Origin of the sequence: Afifella marina DSM 2698, assembly GCF_900102695.1 — a bacterium.
Classification (GTDB): domain Bacteria; phylum Pseudomonadota; class Alphaproteobacteria; order Rhizobiales; family Afifellaceae; genus Afifella; species Afifella marina.
This window is the reverse complement of record NZ_FMVW01000006.1, coordinates 15,158-33,777: the sequence shown is the minus strand read 5'-3', so window position 1 is coordinate 33,777 and position 18,620 is coordinate 15,158. Positions and strand designations below refer to the sequence as shown.

The 18,620-nt window shown below is 62.0% G+C and carries 15 protein-coding genes; 7 read left to right on the top strand and 8 right to left on the bottom strand.

Going from position 1 to position 18,620, the window contains the following annotated elements:
- The first annotated feature begins 141 nt into the window (after positions 1–141).
- The 4 genes from BLP76_RS12990 to BLP76_RS12975 all read left to right on the top strand — a co-directional run bounded on the left by BLP76_RS12990 (position 142) and on the right by BLP76_RS12975 (position 4,201).
- On the top strand, positions 142–1,146 hold the full coding sequence (locus BLP76_RS12990; protein ID WP_170130463.1) for a helix-turn-helix transcriptional regulator: 1,005 nt from the start codon (positions 142–144) through the stop codon (positions 1,144–1,146).
- A 50-nt stretch (positions 1,147–1,196) separates the two neighbouring features.
- Positions 1,197–2,231, top strand: coding sequence for a FecCD family ABC transporter permease (locus BLP76_RS12985; protein ID WP_244514575.1), 1,035 nt, complete (start codon positions 1,197–1,199; stop codon positions 2,229–2,231).
- Positions 2,225–2,998 (top strand): ABC transporter ATP-binding protein, encoded by a 774-nt coding sequence (locus tag BLP76_RS12980; protein WP_092813871.1) that lies wholly within the window; start codon positions 2,225–2,227, stop codon positions 2,996–2,998. The genes BLP76_RS12985 and BLP76_RS12980 overlap by 7 nt, the downstream gene beginning before the upstream one ends.
- Before the next feature lie 807 nt (positions 2,999–3,805).
- Entirely contained in the window at positions 3,806–4,201 is a 396-nt protein-coding gene (locus BLP76_RS12975) for a hypothetical protein (RefSeq protein ID WP_092813868.1), read from the top strand.
- A gap of 186 nt (positions 4,202–4,387) precedes the next feature.
- Here the strand turns inward: BLP76_RS12975 and BLP76_RS12970 are convergent, their stop codons facing one another.
- The 4 genes from BLP76_RS12970 to BLP76_RS12955 all read right to left on the bottom strand — a co-directional run bounded on the left by BLP76_RS12970 (position 4,388) and on the right by BLP76_RS12955 (position 9,869).
- Positions 4,388–6,079 (bottom strand): ATP-binding protein, encoded by a 1,692-nt coding sequence (locus BLP76_RS12970; RefSeq protein ID WP_170130464.1) that lies wholly within the window; start codon positions 6,077–6,079, stop codon positions 4,388–4,390.
- 165 nt (positions 6,080–6,244) lie between these two features.
- On the bottom strand, positions 6,245–7,528 hold the full coding sequence (locus BLP76_RS12965) for a capsular biosynthesis protein (protein WP_092814336.1): 1,284 nt from the start codon (positions 7,526–7,528) through the stop codon (positions 6,245–6,247).
- Positions 7,515–9,095 (bottom strand): GumC family protein, encoded by a 1,581-nt coding sequence (locus BLP76_RS12960; protein WP_092813862.1) that lies wholly within the window; start codon positions 9,093–9,095, stop codon positions 7,515–7,517. Before BLP76_RS12960 ends, BLP76_RS12965 begins: the two co-directional genes overlap by 14 nt.
- Before the next feature lie 159 nt (positions 9,096–9,254).
- Complete coding sequence (locus BLP76_RS12955) at positions 9,255–9,869, bottom strand: response regulator transcription factor (RefSeq protein ID WP_171904404.1); 615 nt, start codon at positions 9,867–9,869, stop codon at positions 9,255–9,257.
- Between the two features lie 364 nt (positions 9,870–10,233).
- On the opposite strand from BLP76_RS12955, the gene BLP76_RS12950 reads away from it, so the two are divergent.
- Positions 10,234–11,580, top strand: coding sequence for a WecB/TagA/CpsF family glycosyltransferase (locus BLP76_RS12950; RefSeq protein ID WP_092814333.1), 1,347 nt, complete (start codon positions 10,234–10,236; stop codon positions 11,578–11,580).
- 702 nt (positions 11,581–12,282) lie between these two features.
- On the top strand, positions 12,283–12,621 hold the full coding sequence (locus tag BLP76_RS12945; protein ID WP_170130465.1) for a VanZ family protein: 339 nt from the start codon (positions 12,283–12,285) through the stop codon (positions 12,619–12,621).
- 203 nt (positions 12,622–12,824) lie between these two features.
- On the opposite strand, the gene BLP76_RS12940 is transcribed toward BLP76_RS12945, so the two are convergent.
- The 4 genes from BLP76_RS12940 to BLP76_RS12925 are packed head-to-tail and all read right to left on the bottom strand — an operon-like array spanning position 12,825 to position 17,120.
- Complete coding sequence (locus BLP76_RS12940; protein ID WP_092813853.1) at positions 12,825–13,841, bottom strand: glycosyltransferase family 4 protein; 1,017 nt, start codon at positions 13,839–13,841, stop codon at positions 12,825–12,827.
- A 24-nt stretch (positions 13,842–13,865) separates the two neighbouring features.
- Entirely contained in the window at positions 13,866–14,864 is a 999-nt protein-coding gene (locus BLP76_RS12935) for a glycosyltransferase family 2 protein (protein WP_200170561.1), read from the bottom strand.
- A gap of 32 nt (positions 14,865–14,896) precedes the next feature.
- Positions 14,897–15,841, bottom strand: coding sequence for a glycosyltransferase family 2 protein (locus BLP76_RS12930; protein WP_092813850.1), 945 nt, complete (start codon positions 15,839–15,841; stop codon positions 14,897–14,899).
- 1 nt (position 15,842) lies between these two features.
- Entirely contained in the window at positions 15,843–17,120 is a 1,278-nt protein-coding gene (locus BLP76_RS12925) for an oligosaccharide flippase family protein (RefSeq protein WP_200170562.1), read from the bottom strand.
- 235 nt (positions 17,121–17,355) lie between these two features.
- Between BLP76_RS12925 and BLP76_RS12920 the strand changes: the two genes are divergently transcribed.
- Entirely contained in the window at positions 17,356–18,591 is a 1,236-nt protein-coding gene (locus BLP76_RS12920) for a polysaccharide biosynthesis/export family protein (RefSeq protein ID WP_200170563.1), read from the top strand.
- The last annotated feature ends 29 nt before the right edge of the window (positions 18,592–18,620 follow it).

The window sequence follows — 18,620 nt, the reverse complement described above, 5'->3', positions numbered from 1 at the left end:
CGACTAAAATATGATTGTGACGATCATGATTTCTTATATAACCGGGGAGGTTTCCCGCAGCTACGCGCGAGCCTTTTGCGGGAGCACCAAAATCCTTTGCCTCAGCGCAAAGAGTGTGGCGGAAGATCCGGAGCGGAATGCGTGGATGGCCTGACAGCGCAGGAATTCGATCGTTTCGCGCGGGACGGAAGGCGGGCTTTTCGTCTCCACACGCCGAATGTGCGGGGCAGCGACGTGGTGGTGCGCGGCGAGTTCATGAACATGGAGCTGCGGCGGGGCCTGCATGTGCATCATTCCGATGTCGTCAATCTGCGCGACCTCGACACGGAAGTGGAGCTGCCGGCGCATTTCAGCATCAAGCTCCTCCTGCGAGGCTCCACCTTCGCGGCCGTGGGGCGCCACGTCCTGCCGATGCCGGAGGGAGATGGGGGTACGCAGCCGGTCGCGATCGCGCTCGCGCAGACGGAGCCTGCGACGTTCCGCCGACAGGGGCGACAGGGGCAGCGGCTGCACCGTCTCAATATCGCAATTACGCCGGAATGGTTTGAATCAAGCGATTTCTTTGCGCATTGCAACGCCCGCGAGGTTGCGCATTTCTGCAACCGCCATCTGGCGCTCGCCGCCTGGACCCCCGGCCGTTCGATCCTTTCGCGCGCGGAGGAGATCGCAGACTCCAAGGGGCTGCAGCCTTGGCTGCGCCGGCTGCATATCGAAAGTTCGGTGCTCGGCATCATCGCGGCGACCTTCGATTTTCTGACTGGGAGAAGCGGCGAGGACGAGGCGGCTTCCTTAAGCCGGACGGAACGCCTGCGTCTGGCGCGGGCGGAGGAGATCCTGCGCGGCAGTGTCGGCTCCCTGCCTAGCGTCGATGTCCTGGCGCGGGCGGCCGGCGTCAGCGAGAACACGCTTCAGCGCCTCTTCCACACGGCTTATGGGACGACCGTCTTCAACTATGTGCGCACGATGCGGCTCGACAAAGCGCGCCGCATTCTGGAAGAGGACGGCATCAGCATCGACGAGGCGGCCTATCTCGCCGGCTATACGAGTGCTGCGAACTTTTCCACGGCCTTTAAGAGGCAGTACGGGATGTCACCCGGCTGTTGCCGATGCCGCCTGGGACGCAGCGTTGTGGTGCGGCGCCGATGACGGCGACAAGCGAGGCTCGGGCGGCTGATGTGTCCTCGGCGTCGGAGGGAATGATGCAGCGCCACTATCGCGCACTCGTCGCCCGTCGCCTGATGGTGCTCTTCGGCCTGTCGGCGGTGCTCCTTGTCTGTCTTGTCTGCGACATCGCGCTTGGTCCGGCGAGCTATTCCTTCGGCGAGGTCGTCTCCGCACTCGTTCGCCCGGATGCCGTCTCCGCCCAGCTCAAGGTCATCGTCTGGGACATCCGCCTGCCGGTCGCCATGATGGCGGTGGTCGCGGGGGCGGCGCTCTCCGTTGCCGGGGCGCAGATGCAGACGATCCTCGCCAATCCGCTCGCGAGCCCCTTCACGCTCGGCATCTCCGCCGCGGCGGGCTTCGGCGCCTCGCTGGCGCTCGTCGTCGGCGTGGCGCTTGTTCCAGTGGCTGGCGATTGGATGGTCCCGGGCAATGCCTTCGTCATGGCGATCCTGGCAGCACTCTTCATCCACTTTGCCTCGACCATGCGGGGGGTGACGGTTGAGACGATGATCCTTCTCGGCATCGCTCTTGTCTTCACCTTCAACGCACTGATGGCGCTTCTGCAATATACCGCCAGCGAGCAAGCCCTTGCCGCCGTCGTTTTCTGGACGATGGGCAGCCTGACGAAATCCACCTGGTCGAGCGTCGGCATCACGGCCGCGGTCCTGGTCGTGACGCTACCTCTCTTTATGCGTCATTCCTGGGCACTCACCGCGTTGCGGCTGGGCGACGACAAGGCGGCGAGCTTCGGCGTCAATGTGCGCCGCCTGCGGCTGGAGACCATGCTGACGGTGAGCCTGCTTGCCGCCGTTCCCGTCGCCTTCGTCGGCACCATCGGCTTCGTCGGTCTCGTCGGCCCGCATATCGCACGCATGCTGATGGGAGAGGACCAGCGCTTCTTTCTCCCTGGTGCGATGCTGTGCGGCGCCGTCATTCTCTCGCTTGCTTCCATTATCTCCAAATTGGTCGTGCCGGGCGCCGTTCTGCCGATCGGGATCATCACGGCGCTTGTCGGCGTGCCGTTCTTCTTCTCTTTGATTTTCACGAGCCGAGGCCGCTCATGGTGAGCCTGTCGCTGGACGAGGTAGGTGCCGCCTACGGGCGACGGCGGGTTCTGTCTGGCGTTTCCGTCGGTCCCTTGCGCGGAGGCGAGGTCACAGCCGTGATCGGCCCGAATGCGGCCGGAAAATCAACGCTCTTCAAGCGCATCCTCGGCCATGTCGCGGGGGATGGTCATGTGCGTCTCGAAGCTGTGCGGCCGCCCCGCGACGCGATTGTCTACATGCCGCAGGACTTCAGCGCGAAGGCGGCTCTCAGCGTCTACGAGAGCATCATCCTGGCGGCGAAACAGAACGATTCCGGTTGGCATGTCTCCGATGCGAAGCTCATGCGCGTGGAGAATATCATGGCTTCCCTGCGCATTTCCGAGCTTGCCTTCCGCGGTCTTGGCGAGCTTTCCGGAGGCCAGCGTCAGCTTGTCTCCATCGCCCAGGCGCTGGTGCGTGACCCGGAGGTGCTGTTGATGGACGAGCCGACCTCGGCGCTCGATTTGTCGCGCCAGGTGGAGGTGCTCGCCCACATGCACCACCTTGCCAAGAGCAAGGAACTTTTGGTGTTGATCGCGCTCCATGATCTCAACCATGTCCTGCGTTATTGCGACCAGGTGATCGTCATCGCCGACGGCACGATGGTGGCGGCTGGTCCGGTAGAGAAGGTCGTCACGGAAGAACTTTTGAGCAGAGTTTACGGCGTGCGTGCGCGTCTTGAAATATGCAGCGAGAAACGGCCATTCTTGATTATTGACGGCCTTTCCGGTCCGTCTCCTTCGGCCTGATCATGCGAACACGTAATCCTGGCGCTCGTGTTGCATGACGGGCGAGGACGGGAGCGGTCAGAGATCTCCGTGAGACAGGACCGTGTGAATCGGTCTCTTGGTTCAGAATCACGCTGTAAGATCAATCACTTAGGGGTGATTGGATGGGGAGCCTGTAAGCCATTGAAATCAAACGAAGTCCCGTCCGATGCGCATACAGTCTTGTACGACAGGATCCAAGTCGGTCAGATCGGGCCGAACGAGAAGACCTGCATCCCGCCCGACCGCGACACCTTCCTCAAGGCGACACAGGGGAGAACGGCGCGAAAAGTGAGTTCAACCAGGCTAGCGCGCTCATGGATTGCCCGGTAGCAGACCGCTTATCTCGTCTTTGGCCGAGCCGGTGCCCGGTTGCCAGACGAGTGGAAGCTAAAGGCAACGCGCGCATAGATCTGCTTCCACCAACCCGCAGCCCGGCAGTGGAAGTTATGCTTGTATCCTCACTTTAGGCACCGAGGGGGCTATTGGCTGCGGTTGGCCTCGACCGAACACGCCCGAAATCAGTCAAGGAGCTTGTGAGCATCAACGGCAGAGTAGAGATTCGGGCGTGGACGCGTCGCCGTTACCGGCTCTTGAGCAAAATTGGAGCCAAGACAGAAGAATGGCCGATTTGATACAAGGAAAACAAAAAAGCGCCCGCCGGAGAGAGCGCCTTATCTGGTGCATATCTCAGCTTGTTAACGGCTGGACTGCGATTTCTGAACACCATGATATTTGCAGTTTTCGTGAGAGTGATCAATCATTGTGCTCTCGTAATGGGGCAACGGCATGGCGGATCTTATCACTACACTCGGCCTCGATATCGGCACGAACTCGCTCGGCTGGGCGATCATCGAAACGCTTGGGGAGCCGGGCCAATATCCAGAAGGCCGGATTGTCGGTTGTGGCGTGCGCATCTTCTCGCAGTCCGACATGGCCGGTCGCGACCCGCAGTCGAAGGCATCGCTTGCGGTGGCGCGGCGGGAGGCCCGCGGAGCGCGGCGCAGACGCGACCGCTATCTCAAGCGACGGCGGCGCTTGCTCGACGTCCTGACCGAACATGGCCTGATGCCGGGCGACCCCGAGAGCCAGGAGGCGCTTATTTGCGACACGCAAGATGGCGAAGACGGCGATCTGTCTTCGTCGGTCTACGCGCTGCGGGTGGGTCGGGAAGAGGCAGAGTGATACCGAGGGAATCCGCAGACGGCTTGCGGAAGGCTGGGCTTGCTGCGCAGCTTCCCTTCGACCTCAACTGGGACCCGGCGTGTGCGGCGGACCTGCAAACCGTTCTAGGTGGCGAGATTAAAGCGTCTCAGCGGAGACGTTTTCACCATACGGCTTGTCTATCAACTGGCGTCGGGAACACGATATTTAGGCGCTTGCGAGCTTGCGATTATCGCGTTCGGCACCAAACTGCTGCATCGCAGGAAAACCTGGAAGATCAACGAAGAAAATAGTTCCTCCGCCTTCCGTGCTGCGGAAGTCGATCTCGCCGTTGAGGTGTTCGATGATCGCCTTGGTGATTGAAAGGCCGAGACCGGTACCGCCAACCTTTTGATTATCGGAGAAGTTGGCTCGTTCGAATTTTGTGAAGATGCGGGTGTGGAATTCCTGCGGGATGCCCGGCCCTTCGTCGCTCACATAGATACGGGCGCGTCCGGCGCGTTGTGCAATGCGTATGCGAACGGTGCCTGCTGGCGGGGAGAATTTCACTGCATTGGAAATCAGATTGAGAAAGGCCTGGCTGAGACGGTCCGGGTCAGCCAGGCAGACGAGACCGGGGGCTGTCTCTTCGATCTTGATGGAGATTTCATGCTCCGCCGCGTAAGCGCTCAGCGAGTCTACAGCGGCTTCTAAGAGGGGGCGAATCGAGAGCGGTCGGATGTCGAAATGCATCCTTCCAGATTCGATCCGCTCAATATCAAGGATGTCGTTGATGAGACGCACCAGTCTTGCGCTGTTGGCATAGGCGATCGAAACGAGGCTGTTGCCTTTTGCGCTGAGTTGACCGGCCCCTCCTGCAGCGACGAGCCCAAGCGCGCCGTGGATTGCGGTCAAAGGGGTGCGCAATTCGTGGCTTACCGTCGAGATGAAGTCATTTTTCATCCGCTCGGAGCGTTTCTGGTCGCTGATATCGTAGGCAAAGCCGTCCCAGACGATCTCGTCATGCCTGCAGCCCCGCGGTTCCGCTACGGCGCGCAGCCAGAGGATTCGGCCTTTGGGATGCATGCATTGCGCCTCGAAAGCCCATGGTTCCAGGGTTTCCGCGGAATCCTCTAATACAAGGCGCAATTTTTCTCCGTCTTTCCGGGAAATCAGTCGCGCGAGTTTCGCTGGGTCCTCGACGAAATCCTCCGGGTCCATATCAAGGATGCGTCTCGCGCCGTCGGAGATATAGGGCAGATCCAGCTGTCCATCTTCGCTCCGTGCGATCTGAAATAAGACCCCCGGTGCATTGTTGGCCGTCGCCTGTAAGCGGGCTTGCGCTTCGTTGTTCGCAGCCATTGCCCAGCGCCGCTGGTGTTCCCGAATGACGAGCTGGCCCATCAGGAGGACCGCTGCAAAGTTTACCGGGACGAAGAGGGAAGCCGACTTGAGAAAGATCTCCCAGGGCACGGCGGTCATCACGCCGATGACCAGGGCGGGCACGACGGCTGCGCTGAGCGAATGATAGAGGATATAGCGCTGCGACGCCTCGCGCCCGAGGTAATTCGTCCAGACGTACCAGAGAAGGCTGGAGCAGATCGCGGCCGAAGCGATGCCGGCGGCTCCGGGAACGGCCCCCACGCCGCCGAAATGAAGGCGGAGCGCGATCATCGGAATGGCGGTAATGAGAGCGCATACCGGCCCGCCCAATGCTGCGGAGAGCGCCACCACCGCATTTCTCGGATCGGTGCGCACGCCATTCATCAGCTCGACCGGGTTGAGCATGACGAGGATGCCGGTCGCCGCAAAGACGAGGCCGAACGCGATGCTCCGACGCCAGAACGTTCCTTCCAGGCGTTCTCCAAGGAGAGCGAGAAAGATGATGGCGAGGATGATGGCGGAGGCTGCCTCGACCATCGTGACTACCGCATTCATGTGTTCCTCTGCGCCTGGGCACCGGCCTCATCATGACCGAGTCCGAGTTGGACCATGTTCGACCTTGATGCCTGTATCCGCCGAGCGCTCTGCGGTCGGGGGTCAGGGGGAGCCGAATGTGCGCAAAAGTTGCATGCAGGGCTTTCTTCAAGCTTTCCTGGATGCTGTTTCCAGCCGGTCGCGCTCCAATTCGCGAGCGTGAATGCCAAGGAGAAGCAAAGCCGGCCAAAGGAGATAGGCCTCGATCTCGATGTTTTCCCCGAAGCTCAGGATGATAAAAACGAGTACGATGCCGAGAGGAAGCCGTCCTCGGCGGCCTTTGACGGAATCGACGGCGACAATCCAGAACTGCCAGACCAGCGGGACGAGGAGAGCCCACACTCCGACAAGACCTTTCACGAACAGCAGTCCATACCAGGTGTGATGACTTCCGATCGGCATGTACTCGACGATATGGGGACCCGGTTGAACCGTGCCGTGGCCGAACCACACCGCCTCGTTTTGCCAGCGCTCATAGGCGATACGTTGCAGGGTCTCGCGGACGCGGGTGCTGTCGGCTCTGGCGCCCTTGAAGGCCGAAACCGCATCCTGCATGGCCTGTAGAAGATATGTGCCGAGCGCCGCCATCGATGCGGCGACGCCGGCAGCGAGTTGCCAGGCGACGCTTTTGGCCAGAAGTGGCATCATGCGCGGGCCGACAGCGCATACGAAGAGGGCGACAAGGCTCATGCGCGACTTGGAAAAGAAGACCATCGCCAGCCCGGCGAGAATGCCCATCGCCATCCAGAAGCGGCTGCGGTCTTCGAGCGCGAAGAGAACCATCACGACGCCGAGAAGGCCGGCAAAGGGCGACCACGGGGCGTAGAACTGCCAGCGCGGCGTCCAGCTCGACGGATCAAGCGTGTAGAAATATACGGAGAAATATTCTGGACCCGGGCCGCCAACGGCCTTCAGAGGCGAAACGAAGATCTTTTCGGGCAAGCCGATCGAGGGTGCGACGAGGAGGATCGGTAGGAGTGCCACCGTGCATGCGCCGACGATGCACTGGCTGCGGATGACAACGTCTCGGCGGATCTTCAAAATGGCCCCGGCGAAGGGAACGAGTGCGACCATCGCCCAGCCTTTTGCCCATCCGATCGAGGACTTGATCGTCTGGCCCATGCCGAGGCCCCAGTCGAAATGGCCGACCCACAAGGCGACCAGCATGACCAGCATGCCGCCGATCCAGCCCCAGATAATCGGCGGCACCGAGCCGGTGGGCCTGAGGTCCGGCCTGAGGCCGGGACCGAGGTAAAGCGACAGGAAGCCGAGACCGGCCAGGGACCAGGAGATCACTGGTCCCACCACGTAGAGCGCGCCGAAGGCGTAGAAGAACCAGGTCAGAGAGATCGTCCAGAAGACGAGATTCTCCGGCAGGTTACGCTGTGGCATCGGCGTTTTCATCGCCAGCTTCCTCGTTTTCCAGGAGACGGTCGATCAGAGGACGACGCATCCAGGCGAGGGCGAGACCCATCAGGAGGAAAAGGGAGCCTGCGCCCGCCGCGCCCAATGCGATTTTCTTGTTGGGCGAAGACGGCTCCCATTCGATCGAAGGCTGCTCGATCACCTGCACCATCGGATACGAGGCAAAGACGTCGTTGCGTGTGGTGTTCATGCGCGCCAGGGCGGATGCGAAGACAGCCTCGGCAACCTTGTAGTCGCGGTTGAGACTGTCGAGGCGCGACGCCGTCTCGACGAGATCCCGCACACGCTCTTTCCCGGCTTCGTGTTCTTGCTTGAGAGCGGCAACTCGCGCGGCCAGGCCATCCCGCTTGGCGACGAGGTCGACAAGCTGGGAAAGGAGCGCCGACCGCTCGCCTTGCGAAGAGGGATCGATCTGCTCCCAGATGGCGACGACGGGCAGCCCGGTGACGACCTGTGCGCGATCATCCATGCGCGCCTTGGCGCCTTTGTAATTGTTGCGCGCCTCGACGACCTGGGGATGGCTCTGTCCGAAACGGCCGCTGAGGCTGGAGAGTTTTGCCGAAGCTTCTGCGGCGTTTTCCGAAAGGGCGGCGAACTCGATGTCCCCGTGCAGACGCAGCATGGACGAGGCGTTGTCGGCATCGACGTTGAGCATCGTCGAAAGGGCCACGACGGCCTCCTCCGATTCCCGCAGCTCCGACGTCGTGGAGACGACCTGCTGGCCCATCTGCTCGATCATCGTCACGAGTTCGAGATGCTGGTCCGCGCTCGCCAGCCCGGTCTTTGCCTGCAGCGCGCTGATTTTAAGACGAATGGCCTCAACGGCCTTCTGGTGCTCGCGGACAGTGTCGATCGTGGAGATCTCACGGCTCTCCATTTCGTCACTGCGCAACTGGTCCAGTTCGCCGAGAAAGGCCGCGAGAATGGCCTCGGTCTTGTCTGCGGCTTCCTCCGGCGAGGAACCTGTCATCGACAGGCGGATCAGGCTCGTCTGATCGAGGAGCTTGATGCGCGGACGTCCGAGTTCCTGCACTTCGAGCTGCAGCGAACCCGCTGCGCGTTCAAGCACGCGTCGGGATTCGATCAGGCTCTTGTAGGTCACGGTCGGGCTGATGGAGGAGCTGGAATAAGGCGAACTCGCCGAGGTCGAGGCCTGGCCGATGTCGGAAAGGTTGACCGAGCTGGAAGAGCCGGCTCCCGGCATGATCATCGCTGCCTCGGACTGAAAGCGCAGAGGTGCGGTGGAGATGTAGAGGATGACCGGAGCCCAGATCGCGGCGAGGCCGGCGAAGATGACCAGCGCGTAGCGGGGCAGGCGCTGGAAGTCGCCGACGCGACCGCCGCGCAGCAGGCGCACGGGCGACAGTGCGGTGATGCGCGTGCGGGTCAGGCGCGGCATGAAGCGGGAAATGCCGCCCGCCGCAGCGCCAAGGCGCGCGAACAGGTGCCGGCCACCGGTGCGTGCGTCGTCGCCCGCTGCCTCCTCTGCATGAGGGCTGTATAGGCCTTCCAGTCGATTGGTATGAACATTCATCACTGCACTCCTCGTCGTGACAAATGCTTAGCGGAAGGCGTTGCTCTTCGCGTGCGTGCAATGGTGCACTTAGGGTCTATTTCGCCGCGCGACCTATCCTTTGGAATAGCCCAATCTATCCGAAGGTCTTAAATCCCGGAAATTCCTTGTCCTGCGGTATCAGAACATCCCTGCATCCTTGGCGATCATGGCAGCATGCGTGCGGTTGCGTGCCTGAAGCTTGCGGCAGAGCGTTTTGACGTGAAGTTTCACCGTGACCTCCTGCAAATCGAGCTCGCGCGCGATTTCCTTATTGGAGGCTCCACGGACGAGGCCGCCCAGGACCTCCGTCTCCCGCTTGCTCAATTTGGCGGCCAGAGGATTTTCATTTTCTCCGCTCGGGGCTCGCATGAAATCGAGCGGGGCATATTGCTCGCCCGCCACCATGAAGCGAACCGCGTGGATCAGCGACTTGGCGGCGATCGTCTTCGGCAGGAAGCCGGCGGCACCGGCTGCCAGCGCTTCTTCCGCCACGCTGCGGTTGGCCGTGCCGGAAATGATGCCGACGGGGTTGCCCTTATTATGTTCCTTGGCGCGGGCGAGGCCTTCCAGACCGTCCATGCCGGGCATGTTGTAATCAAGGATGACGAGATCGAAGGGCCCCTGCGCATCGATCCGCTCGATCGCTTCGGCAAAGTCGCTGGCTGTGACGACGCGCACATCCGGCTCGCGTTCCAGGAATGCGCAGATCGTGTCTCGGACGAGTTCATGATCGTCAGCGATCAGAATATCCATCAACATCACCTTTCAGGCGAAACCGCACATTCCCTAGCGGGCACTTCCGTCTTTTCTCCGGCTTTGCGATCTCCGCCGCTTTGCAGAAGGTCCGGGCGGTCTCACCAGTTTCAACCACTGGTGGACGTAGCGCATAGCATCCAATGAACGGTTAATCGAGGGCGTCGCCCGCGGGCACCCGCCCGATCACGGCGTGATCGGAGAGGAACCGCCTATCCTAAAGGGTAGGACTTGTCTCGATCGAGACTATACATGCGCTTCTGTGTAGTTTTGATATTCTACGGATGCTGTAACTGTTCCCTTGCTCGAGTTATTTTCTCGTTGAGATGAGTATTGTTTGGCCAACGGATTTCTGGAGGCCAAAATGACTTCTCTCAACAAGATCTCTCTCTTCTCGCTCGATATCGTCAACGCAAAGACGGAAGACGCGCTTGCAGCGCTTCTGAAGGGCGGCGCCCGTCGCACTGCCGCGTTCCTCAACGCCCATTGCATGAATGTCGCCGCCAAGACGCCGATCTACCAGTGGGCGCTGAAGAAGGCGGATTACCTGCTGCCCGACGGCTCGGGTTTGCAGCTTGCTGCGAAACTGCAGGGCAAGCGCTTCGTCGAGAACCTGAATGGCACCGACCTGTTCGTCCCGCTGTGCCGCAAGGCTGCCGCTCTCGGCCTGTCCATCTATTTTCTCGGAAGTGCGGAAGGCGTTGCGCGGAAAGCTTCAGAGGCGGCCCGTAAGATCGCGCCGGCCCTGAAGGTTGCCGGCACTCGTCATGGTTACTTCTACTCGGAAGAAGAGGATCGCATCATCGACGAGATCAATGCTTCGGGTGCCGATATCGTGCTCGTCGCTCTGGGTGTGCCGCGTCAGGATGTGTGGATCGCCCGTAACCGCCATCGCATCAACGCACGGCTGGTGATGGGTGTCGGCGCGCAGTTCGATTTCTGGGCGGGCCGTGTGTCGCGGGCCCCTCGCATGCTGCGCAGCGCCGGGCTGGAATGGATCTGGCGGTTGGCAATCGAGCCGCGCCGCATGTTCCGCCGCTACATCGTCGGTAACCCGGAGTTTATGATGCGGGCGTGGCAGGACGCCCGGGCCAAGAAAGTGGTGCCGACGGCCGACGAGCGGGCCAAGCGTGCCCTCGACCTTTTCGGATCCGGCATGGGTCTGCTCTTCTTCGCGCCGCTGATGCTGATGATCGCAACGGCCATCAAGCTTGAGTCCCGCGGCCCGGTCTTCTTCCGGCAGACGCGCATCGGGCAGGGCGGTCAGGCTTTCACCGTGTTGAAGTTCCGCTCCATGTACCGCGACGCCGAAGCCCGTCGGGCGGCGCTTCTCGAGCAAAGCGATCGCGCAGGCATCTGCTTCAAGTCGAAGAACGATCCGCGCGTCACCAAGATCGGTCGTCTCCTGCGGCGCTTCTCGCTCGACGAGCTGCCCCAGCTCTTCAACATCTGGAACGGCGATATGAGCATCGTCGGCCCGCGTCCGGCTCTGCCGCAGGAAGTGGAAGCCTATCCGCCTCAGGCTCTCGAGCGGCTGATGGGCAAGCCCGGCCTGACGGGGCTCTGGCAGGTGTCGGGTCGTGCGGAGATCGGCTTCAATAAGATGATCCACATGGACAGTGCCTATGTCCGCTCCCGCTCGGTTTTCCTCGACATCGCCCTCATCGCACTGACTTTCCGCGCCGTCTTCACCGGACGGGGCGCCTACTGAGACCACAACGAAGGGAGGATTATAACAAAGCGAAGACTTCTAAGACTGCGATTCCCCATCACAGTTCCGACCGGCCGCGGTTGCTCAGGCACCGCGGCCATTTTTTTGCGTTTCAGGTCGCCCGCCCCATCTGCACGAGCTGCCGATCACGTGCCCTCGAATGGCCAGCCCCTTTGGGGTGAACCCGACCATCCTCCGGATGGATCAGCGCGCGCATCCGCCGAGACCGCCTGCCTTTGCTTCCGTTTACGTAAAGCTGGCGAGATCCGTGAAGCGTTGGTTTGCCACTTATCCGATCGTCCCTTCGCGATGTTTGCCTGGTTTGGTGCTGGGTCGATCTGGCCCGCGACGTCGTCGTTCGGCCTTTTCAGACAGGCCGGATCGAAAGCCGGAGCCGCAGATTTCTCGCTCCGATCGCAACCTCGTGCGAGCCGATACTACCCCCGGTTTCAAGGATGCAAGCGTCCCGCAAGCTTTGTGAGGCTTCCTTATGCCGAATTGACTTGCGCGGAAGATCGATCGTGAGGCGACTGCGAAAGTCGAGAAGAGTTTAACAGGAGATTGGGCGCGTTTCGGAACTCCGAAAAGGACAATGAAGTCCACCCGCGCATGTTCTCCTGAGTTTTCTCGGTTCACCGAGATAGAGGCAACCCGAAAGGCCGAGGCGTAATGGAAACGCGGGCTCAGAACATGCAGGATCTCATGAGATTGCCAGTCTTCCTTCTGATTCTCGGCGCGGATGCGTGGGCCTTGATGCTGGCCGTCATTCCGGGCGTGAATCTTGGCCATCATGGCGATGTTGCGCTGCATGCCTTCGGGACCTTCGTCAACGCAGCGGGCTTCGCCTTCGTCTTCGGCAATCCGTTCGGAGCGGCCATCGCGACGCTCGCTTTTTCCGGCTGGATCGAGCTTTTGCAGATGTGCATTCCATGGCGGACCGCCTCGATGACGGATTTCTATGCGAACGTCATCGGCGCGCTCGGCGGAGCGACCGTCGCCGCGCTCTTCCAGTTCGGCAAGATGCGGGTGCGCTCGCTGTAGGCTTCACTCCCGAAGAACAGTTTCCGGCAGAAAAGTTCGCTCAGAAAGGCGCTCGCCGATCGAGGCCGAGGATTGTGTTGTGAGCGATCGTCTTCGGCTGGTCGCCGGCCGCCTCTGACAAGAGGCCCGATAGGAACGAAAAAACCCGCGGAAGCCGGAGCTTCCGCGGGTCTTTTTGTCGGGTGCGGCGGGTGCAGGCCTGGTCAGGCCGCGCCGGCTTCCTTGTCCTCTTTGCTCAAAACCCGTCCGACGAGACTGCCCCAGGCCTTCGCGAAACGCTCACCTGCCTCGGCCGCGTGGGTGCGGGTCTTTGCGTTCGGCTCGCGCAACTCCTCGACGTGGAGCCGTTCGATCGCGGCCGCCCATCCGGTCACGGAATTCTCGCCAATATCGCGAGCTCCGGCCGCAATGTGGCCGACGAGGCCGTCATGACGCGGGCAGAGCACGGGCCGGTCGGCCGCCATCGCCTCGATAGCGACGAGACCATAAGGCTCCCAGCGCGAGGGGAGGGCGATGGCATCGCACGCCGCCATGGCTTCGGGGACGTCGGACGTGTAGCCCTTGAAGACGATCTTCGGGTTGTTCTTGGCGCGCGCCTTCAAGTCGTTGAGGTCCGGCCCGTCGCCGTAGAGATGCAGCTCCACGTCGGTGCGCTCGAGCACCTGGAAGGCGTCGATGAGAATGTCGAAGCCTTTTTGCAGGTCGAAGCGGCCGATCGCGCCGATGACGATATCCGGTCCTTCGCGATGTCCTTCGACCGCGAGGAAGGGCGCAAGCTCGACGCAGGGCTCAATGACCTTGAGGCCGCCTTCCGGACAGAAGCCGCGGCGCAGCATCCAGGCGCCTTGCGTCTCGCTGACGGCGACAACTTCGTCGAAAAGCGCATAGGCGGTGCGCAGGAGCGCCGTGAAGCGGTCGCGCTTTTCGACATGCAGCGCAACGAAACGCTCCGAGTAGCTGTGTTCGACATGGATGATCGGCGTCGTCGGATAGGCGGCCCGTAGCGCCGTCAGCATGGGCAGGTTCGCCCAGTTGACCGACAGATGGGAGACGATCAGGTCGGCTCCGAGCGGCGGTGCGGTAAGCTGGCCGCGCCGGACCCGCACGATCCGATGATCTGCGATTTTCGCAAGATCCGGCGACGCCTCCATGTATTCGAGCATCCGGTTGATGCCGCCGAAAGATGCGTCGTCGATGAGATGGGCGATGGCGTGGATCATGGAGTTGCTCCCCCGGTTGTGAATTCAGCCTGCCTTGGACGAAAGAAGGCGCGCCTCGACGCGGTTGTAGATGCCGCGCCCGAAAAGGCTCAGAAGCTCTGCGGCGCTCCACGTCACCATGGTCTTGATCGGCTCTTCCCGCAGAGGGCGGCGAGATGCCCAGATCGAGCGGCGCATGAACCTGGCGGCACGCTTTCCGTCTCGGGAGGAGACAGCGCGACGGGCGAGGTAGCGCAGCTGGTAGGCGGTCGCCGCAGCGCCATGGCGGCGCACGAGCATCGGCGAGATGGCGGCGATTTTGTCCTTCATCCGGCACCAGGTGTCGTACTGCGCTTCGACATTGGCGGAGAGGGCGCCGGTGTGGATGCGGTAGAGTGTGAGATCGCCCGGAATGCCTTCGATCAGCCAGTCGGAGGAGAGGATGAAGCGCAGCCACCCTTCGATGTCGTCCGACTGACGGAAATTCTCATCGAACCACCAGTCGCGCTCTTCTTCACCGGCGGGACGGAAGGCGATGGCATCGAGAGCCGCGCGGCGCATGACCGGTGTGCTGCCATTGCCAATGGGGTTGCGCTTGAAGACGTCGGCGGCGGTGATGCCGCGGAGCTTCGGCTTTTGGCTGATGCCGAGGCGGCGGCCATGCTGGTCGATCATGGCGGAAGCGGAGAAGCTGATGCCGACATCTGGGTTCGTTTCCAGATGGGCGACGTGCAGCTCGAGTTTCTCCGGCAGCCACAGATCGTCGGCATCGCAGAAGCCGATGTAGCGGCCGCGCGCATGGTAGATGCCGGTGTTGTGGGCGCCGGCAAGGCCCCGGTTCTTCTGGCTGATGAGCCGGATGCGTTCGTCGGTAAAGCCGTTGACGATCTCGGTGGTCGCGTCGGTCGAACCGTCGTCCACGACGATCAGCTCAAGATCGGAAAAGGTCTGATTGAGGATCGAGCGCAGGGTCTCGGCAATCGTCGCCTCGCAATTGTAAGCGGGGACGACGACGCTGGCGATGGGTGTCGGGGTCATGTTCATGGTCGTTGCTCCTCGGAAGGCGGTGTCGTGATCTACTGAAAGCAGGCCGGCCGTCCGGCCGATTGCGGGAAGAAGGGAAGCGCGCAGGCGGCGGCGAGCGTGAGGAAGCCGCGCCGGGGATTGTCGAAGAAGGAGACGGGGCTCGTCCAAATGCCGCGCAGCGCGAAGCGCATGGGGGTGAAGCGCGATCCTTCGGAACGCAGGGCTCGGCGGGCGAGGTAGCGCAGATGCTGCGCTTCGGCAGCGCGGAGGTCCTTTTCCGCAAGCCCGATGTGCATCCTGCGAAGCGTTGCAAGACGCGACTGCCAGGCGGAGGCCATGGCCTCGATGTTGGAAGACAGGCTGCCCGGCGTGTTGCGGTAATAGACGAGCGTCTGGTCGACGCCTTCGATGACGCCGGACATGGCGACGAAGCGCACCAGCCATTCCAGGTCCTCGCCATAAACGATGGTTTCGTCGAAGCCGCCGGTCGCCGCAAAGGCCTTGCGCTCCACCACCAGGTTGGAGGTCGTGCAGAAGGGGTTTTCGGCGAGCACATCCCTCAGGAAGAGCTGATCCCGCCGCACCTTTGTGCGGGACTGAGCGTCTTCCGGCACGTTTGTGAAGAAGGCGACGTCGGCATAGAGCGCCTGAACGGCCACATCGTCGGCGAACCGCGCCGCCATGATTTCGAGCTTGTCGGCAGCCCACAGATCGTCGGCGTCGAGGAAGGCAAGGTAACGGCCCTTGGCGAGCTCGAGGGCACCGAGATTGCGGGCGCGGCTCGGGCCGCCGTTCTCAACCGTGCGGTAGGCGATGCGCCGATCGCGGGCGGCAAAGTCGGCCAGGATCTCGGCCGAGCCGTCGGTGGAGCCGTCGTCGATGACGATCACTTCCCAATCGGCAAGCGTCTGATCAAGGACCGAGCGGAGCGTCGCGGCGATGGTCTTTTCAGCGTTCCAGCAGGGGATGATCACGGAAAACAACGGAGTGGTCATGTCAGCACCTCTGAGCAGAAAGGGTTGGGACGAAGCCGATGCTGGCGCGCAGGGCCGCCAGGATTGCCGGGACAGATGCGACGACCTGTGAGGCCGTCATCGCCGCGAGCACGGTCCAGGCGACCGCGGTGAGGCCGAAAGAAGCGGCGACGGCGGTGGAGACGAGGACGGTTGCGCCGATCGCCAGCGAGTAGGTGAACTCGGTGCCGGCACGGCCGCCGGTCCGCAGCCATTGGGCCGAGGCCGACCACAGAACGGTCGGGATCGCCGCCAGGCAGAGGATTGCAACGAGTGGCGCCATATCCGCCCATTCGGCGCCGAAGAGAACCGGCACGTAATAGGGGGCGAGGAGTGACTGGGCGATCGCGACCGGAACGATGATGGCCATGGACAGTGCGAAGGCGTGGCCGAGGGCGCGGTCGCGGTTCTCGCTGCGGCAGATATAGGGGAAGAGGACGGTCGACAGCGCCGTGCTGAACGAGGTGGTGATGCCGAGGCCGGCATTGACGGCGAAGAAGTAGATGCCAAGCGCATCGGCGCCGAGAAGGCCGCCGACGATCAGCTTGTCGCCCTGCATGCGCACGGCCTTCAGGAACTCAATGCCGATGACGGCGCTGCCGAAGCGAACGAACGGCCGCAGCGGAGCCGCCGCCACATCGGCAGGACGCCAGGGGCGCAGGCGGCGCATGGCGATCAGCCAGATCGGTGCGGTCAACAGGCGCGGCAGCACGATCGCCAGCGGATGCGGCCAGACGAGTACGAGAAGAACGGTGAGGATATTGCCGGCGACGACTTGGCCTCCAGCGATGGCGGCGGTCTGCTTTAGCTTGCCCTCGCGCATGGCGAGCGCGCACTGGGTCAGGCCGCCCGGCATGAAAAGATACTCGCCGGCAATGACGGCGATGAGCGCGAAGCCAAGCCAGTCGCCAGAGACGCCGCTGACGGCGCCCGCGAGAGCGAGTTGCAGGCCGAAGAGGCCGAGGCACCAGACCCAGAAGATCCGGTGGGCGGTGCGGCAGGTCGATTCCAGCTCGTTTTGGTCGGCCGCGATGATGCGTTGGCCGACGCCATTCTCCGTCAGGCTTTTAAGAATGTCGGAGGTGGCGATCGCTCCGGCCGCCAGTCCAATGCTGAGTGGGTCCATGTAGCGGGCGAGAACAACGACGACACCGAGGCGCGAAAGCTTCGACACCACTTCGGACGCACCATATGCTGCCAGGCCACCCGTTAGTGACGAGCCTTTGATCCGTCCCATCAATGCTTTGATCGCGAGTGCCATGATGCTTGAGTGCCTTTGTTCCGCTCGTCAAGAACGGCTGTTGTCCTGGCGCTGCTTGTACGCGAGGCGCAGCGTTTCGTATCGCGTGCGCTAGCGTAGGAGCGCGCTCAGACGATGAGGCGACCTATCCTTTTGAGTAGCTCGCGGAGCCACTGAATGGGTTCAAAAGATTCACCAAAAATGGAAGATTGACCACCATTATGCAGCCAGTCGTTGAAATATGGGATAACCGTTGATGAACTGTCCGGCAAAGAGAAGGCGCCTGCATCCCTTGGTTCGGGCGCTTGCCGCCTTGGGCTGGGCGTTCGTCATTGCCGGCTGCGATCAGATGCATTCCATCAGCAACCGCGAGGCTGTGGCAGAGGGGTTGAGCTATCAGGCGCAGTATCGCGCCACTCCTAACTCCCGGCAGTTGCCACGCTCGGCGTCCGCTTATCTCAATCAGAAGAAATGTGCGCTCGGGAGCGTGTCTCCTGTCAGCCATTCGGTTTCGACAATTCTGCGCGATGACGAGAGGCTGTCTCCTGGTGACCTCGTCGATGTGCATGTCGCCGAAGACGAGACCTTCACCGGTTCATATGAAGTGTCGCAGGACGGCACGCTAAAGCTACCTTATCTGAAGCCGATCCCCGCGATTGGCCGGAGCGTGGAGAGCGTCGAGGCGAACCTTGCGCGCGCCTTGGTGACGGAAGATTTCTACGAGGAAGCGCCCCGGGTTTCGGTTCGGCTAGCGGACGTCGCATCGGCGCGGGTCTATGTCGCCGGCGCCGTCTTTGACCCGATGGCCGTCACCATCGGTGGCGTAAGCGGCGATGCGGTGGACAGTGCCCGCCAGACGGCGCTCGGAGCGGTGGCCCGGGGCCGACGCCTCTCCAGCGCGCTGCAGGCGGCCGGAGGAGTGCGGCCGGATGCCGATCTTTCCAACGTTAGGGTTCTCCGGGCCGGAAAGACCATTTCTGTCGATGTGCGCGGCGCAGTAGCGGGCTTTGCGTATAACGACCTGCTGCTGCTTGAAGGCGATCAGGTCTATGTGCCGAGCCGAGGCTGTTTTCAGGAAGAGCTCATGGTGCCGTCCTCCATCACAGCGCCTGGCGTGACAGTATTCATGTCGAACCTCTCGCAGCCGGCAAACGCCAATGCTCCGTCGGCGATCAGCAAGGATGCGCGGGAATTGCGCTACGGCACACGCTTCATCCAGGCAGTTGCGGGCATGAACTGCATTGGCGGCGCGAGATGGACGAACGCCCACCGCACGGCGATTCTGTTCAGCCGCAATCCGATGACTGGCGAATCGATTGTCATCGAGCGCAGCCTGGAGGATATGCTGCAGCGTGCCGATCGCGACGAATACGACCCCTACATCATGCCGGGCGACGCGCTCGCATGCTATGACAGCACCCTGACCAACGCGATCGAGCTCGCGAAAGGTTTCGGCACTGTCTCGACCTCTGCAGCACTTTTGCTCAATTGATTCCGATACGAGGGACGGTGGTGATTGGC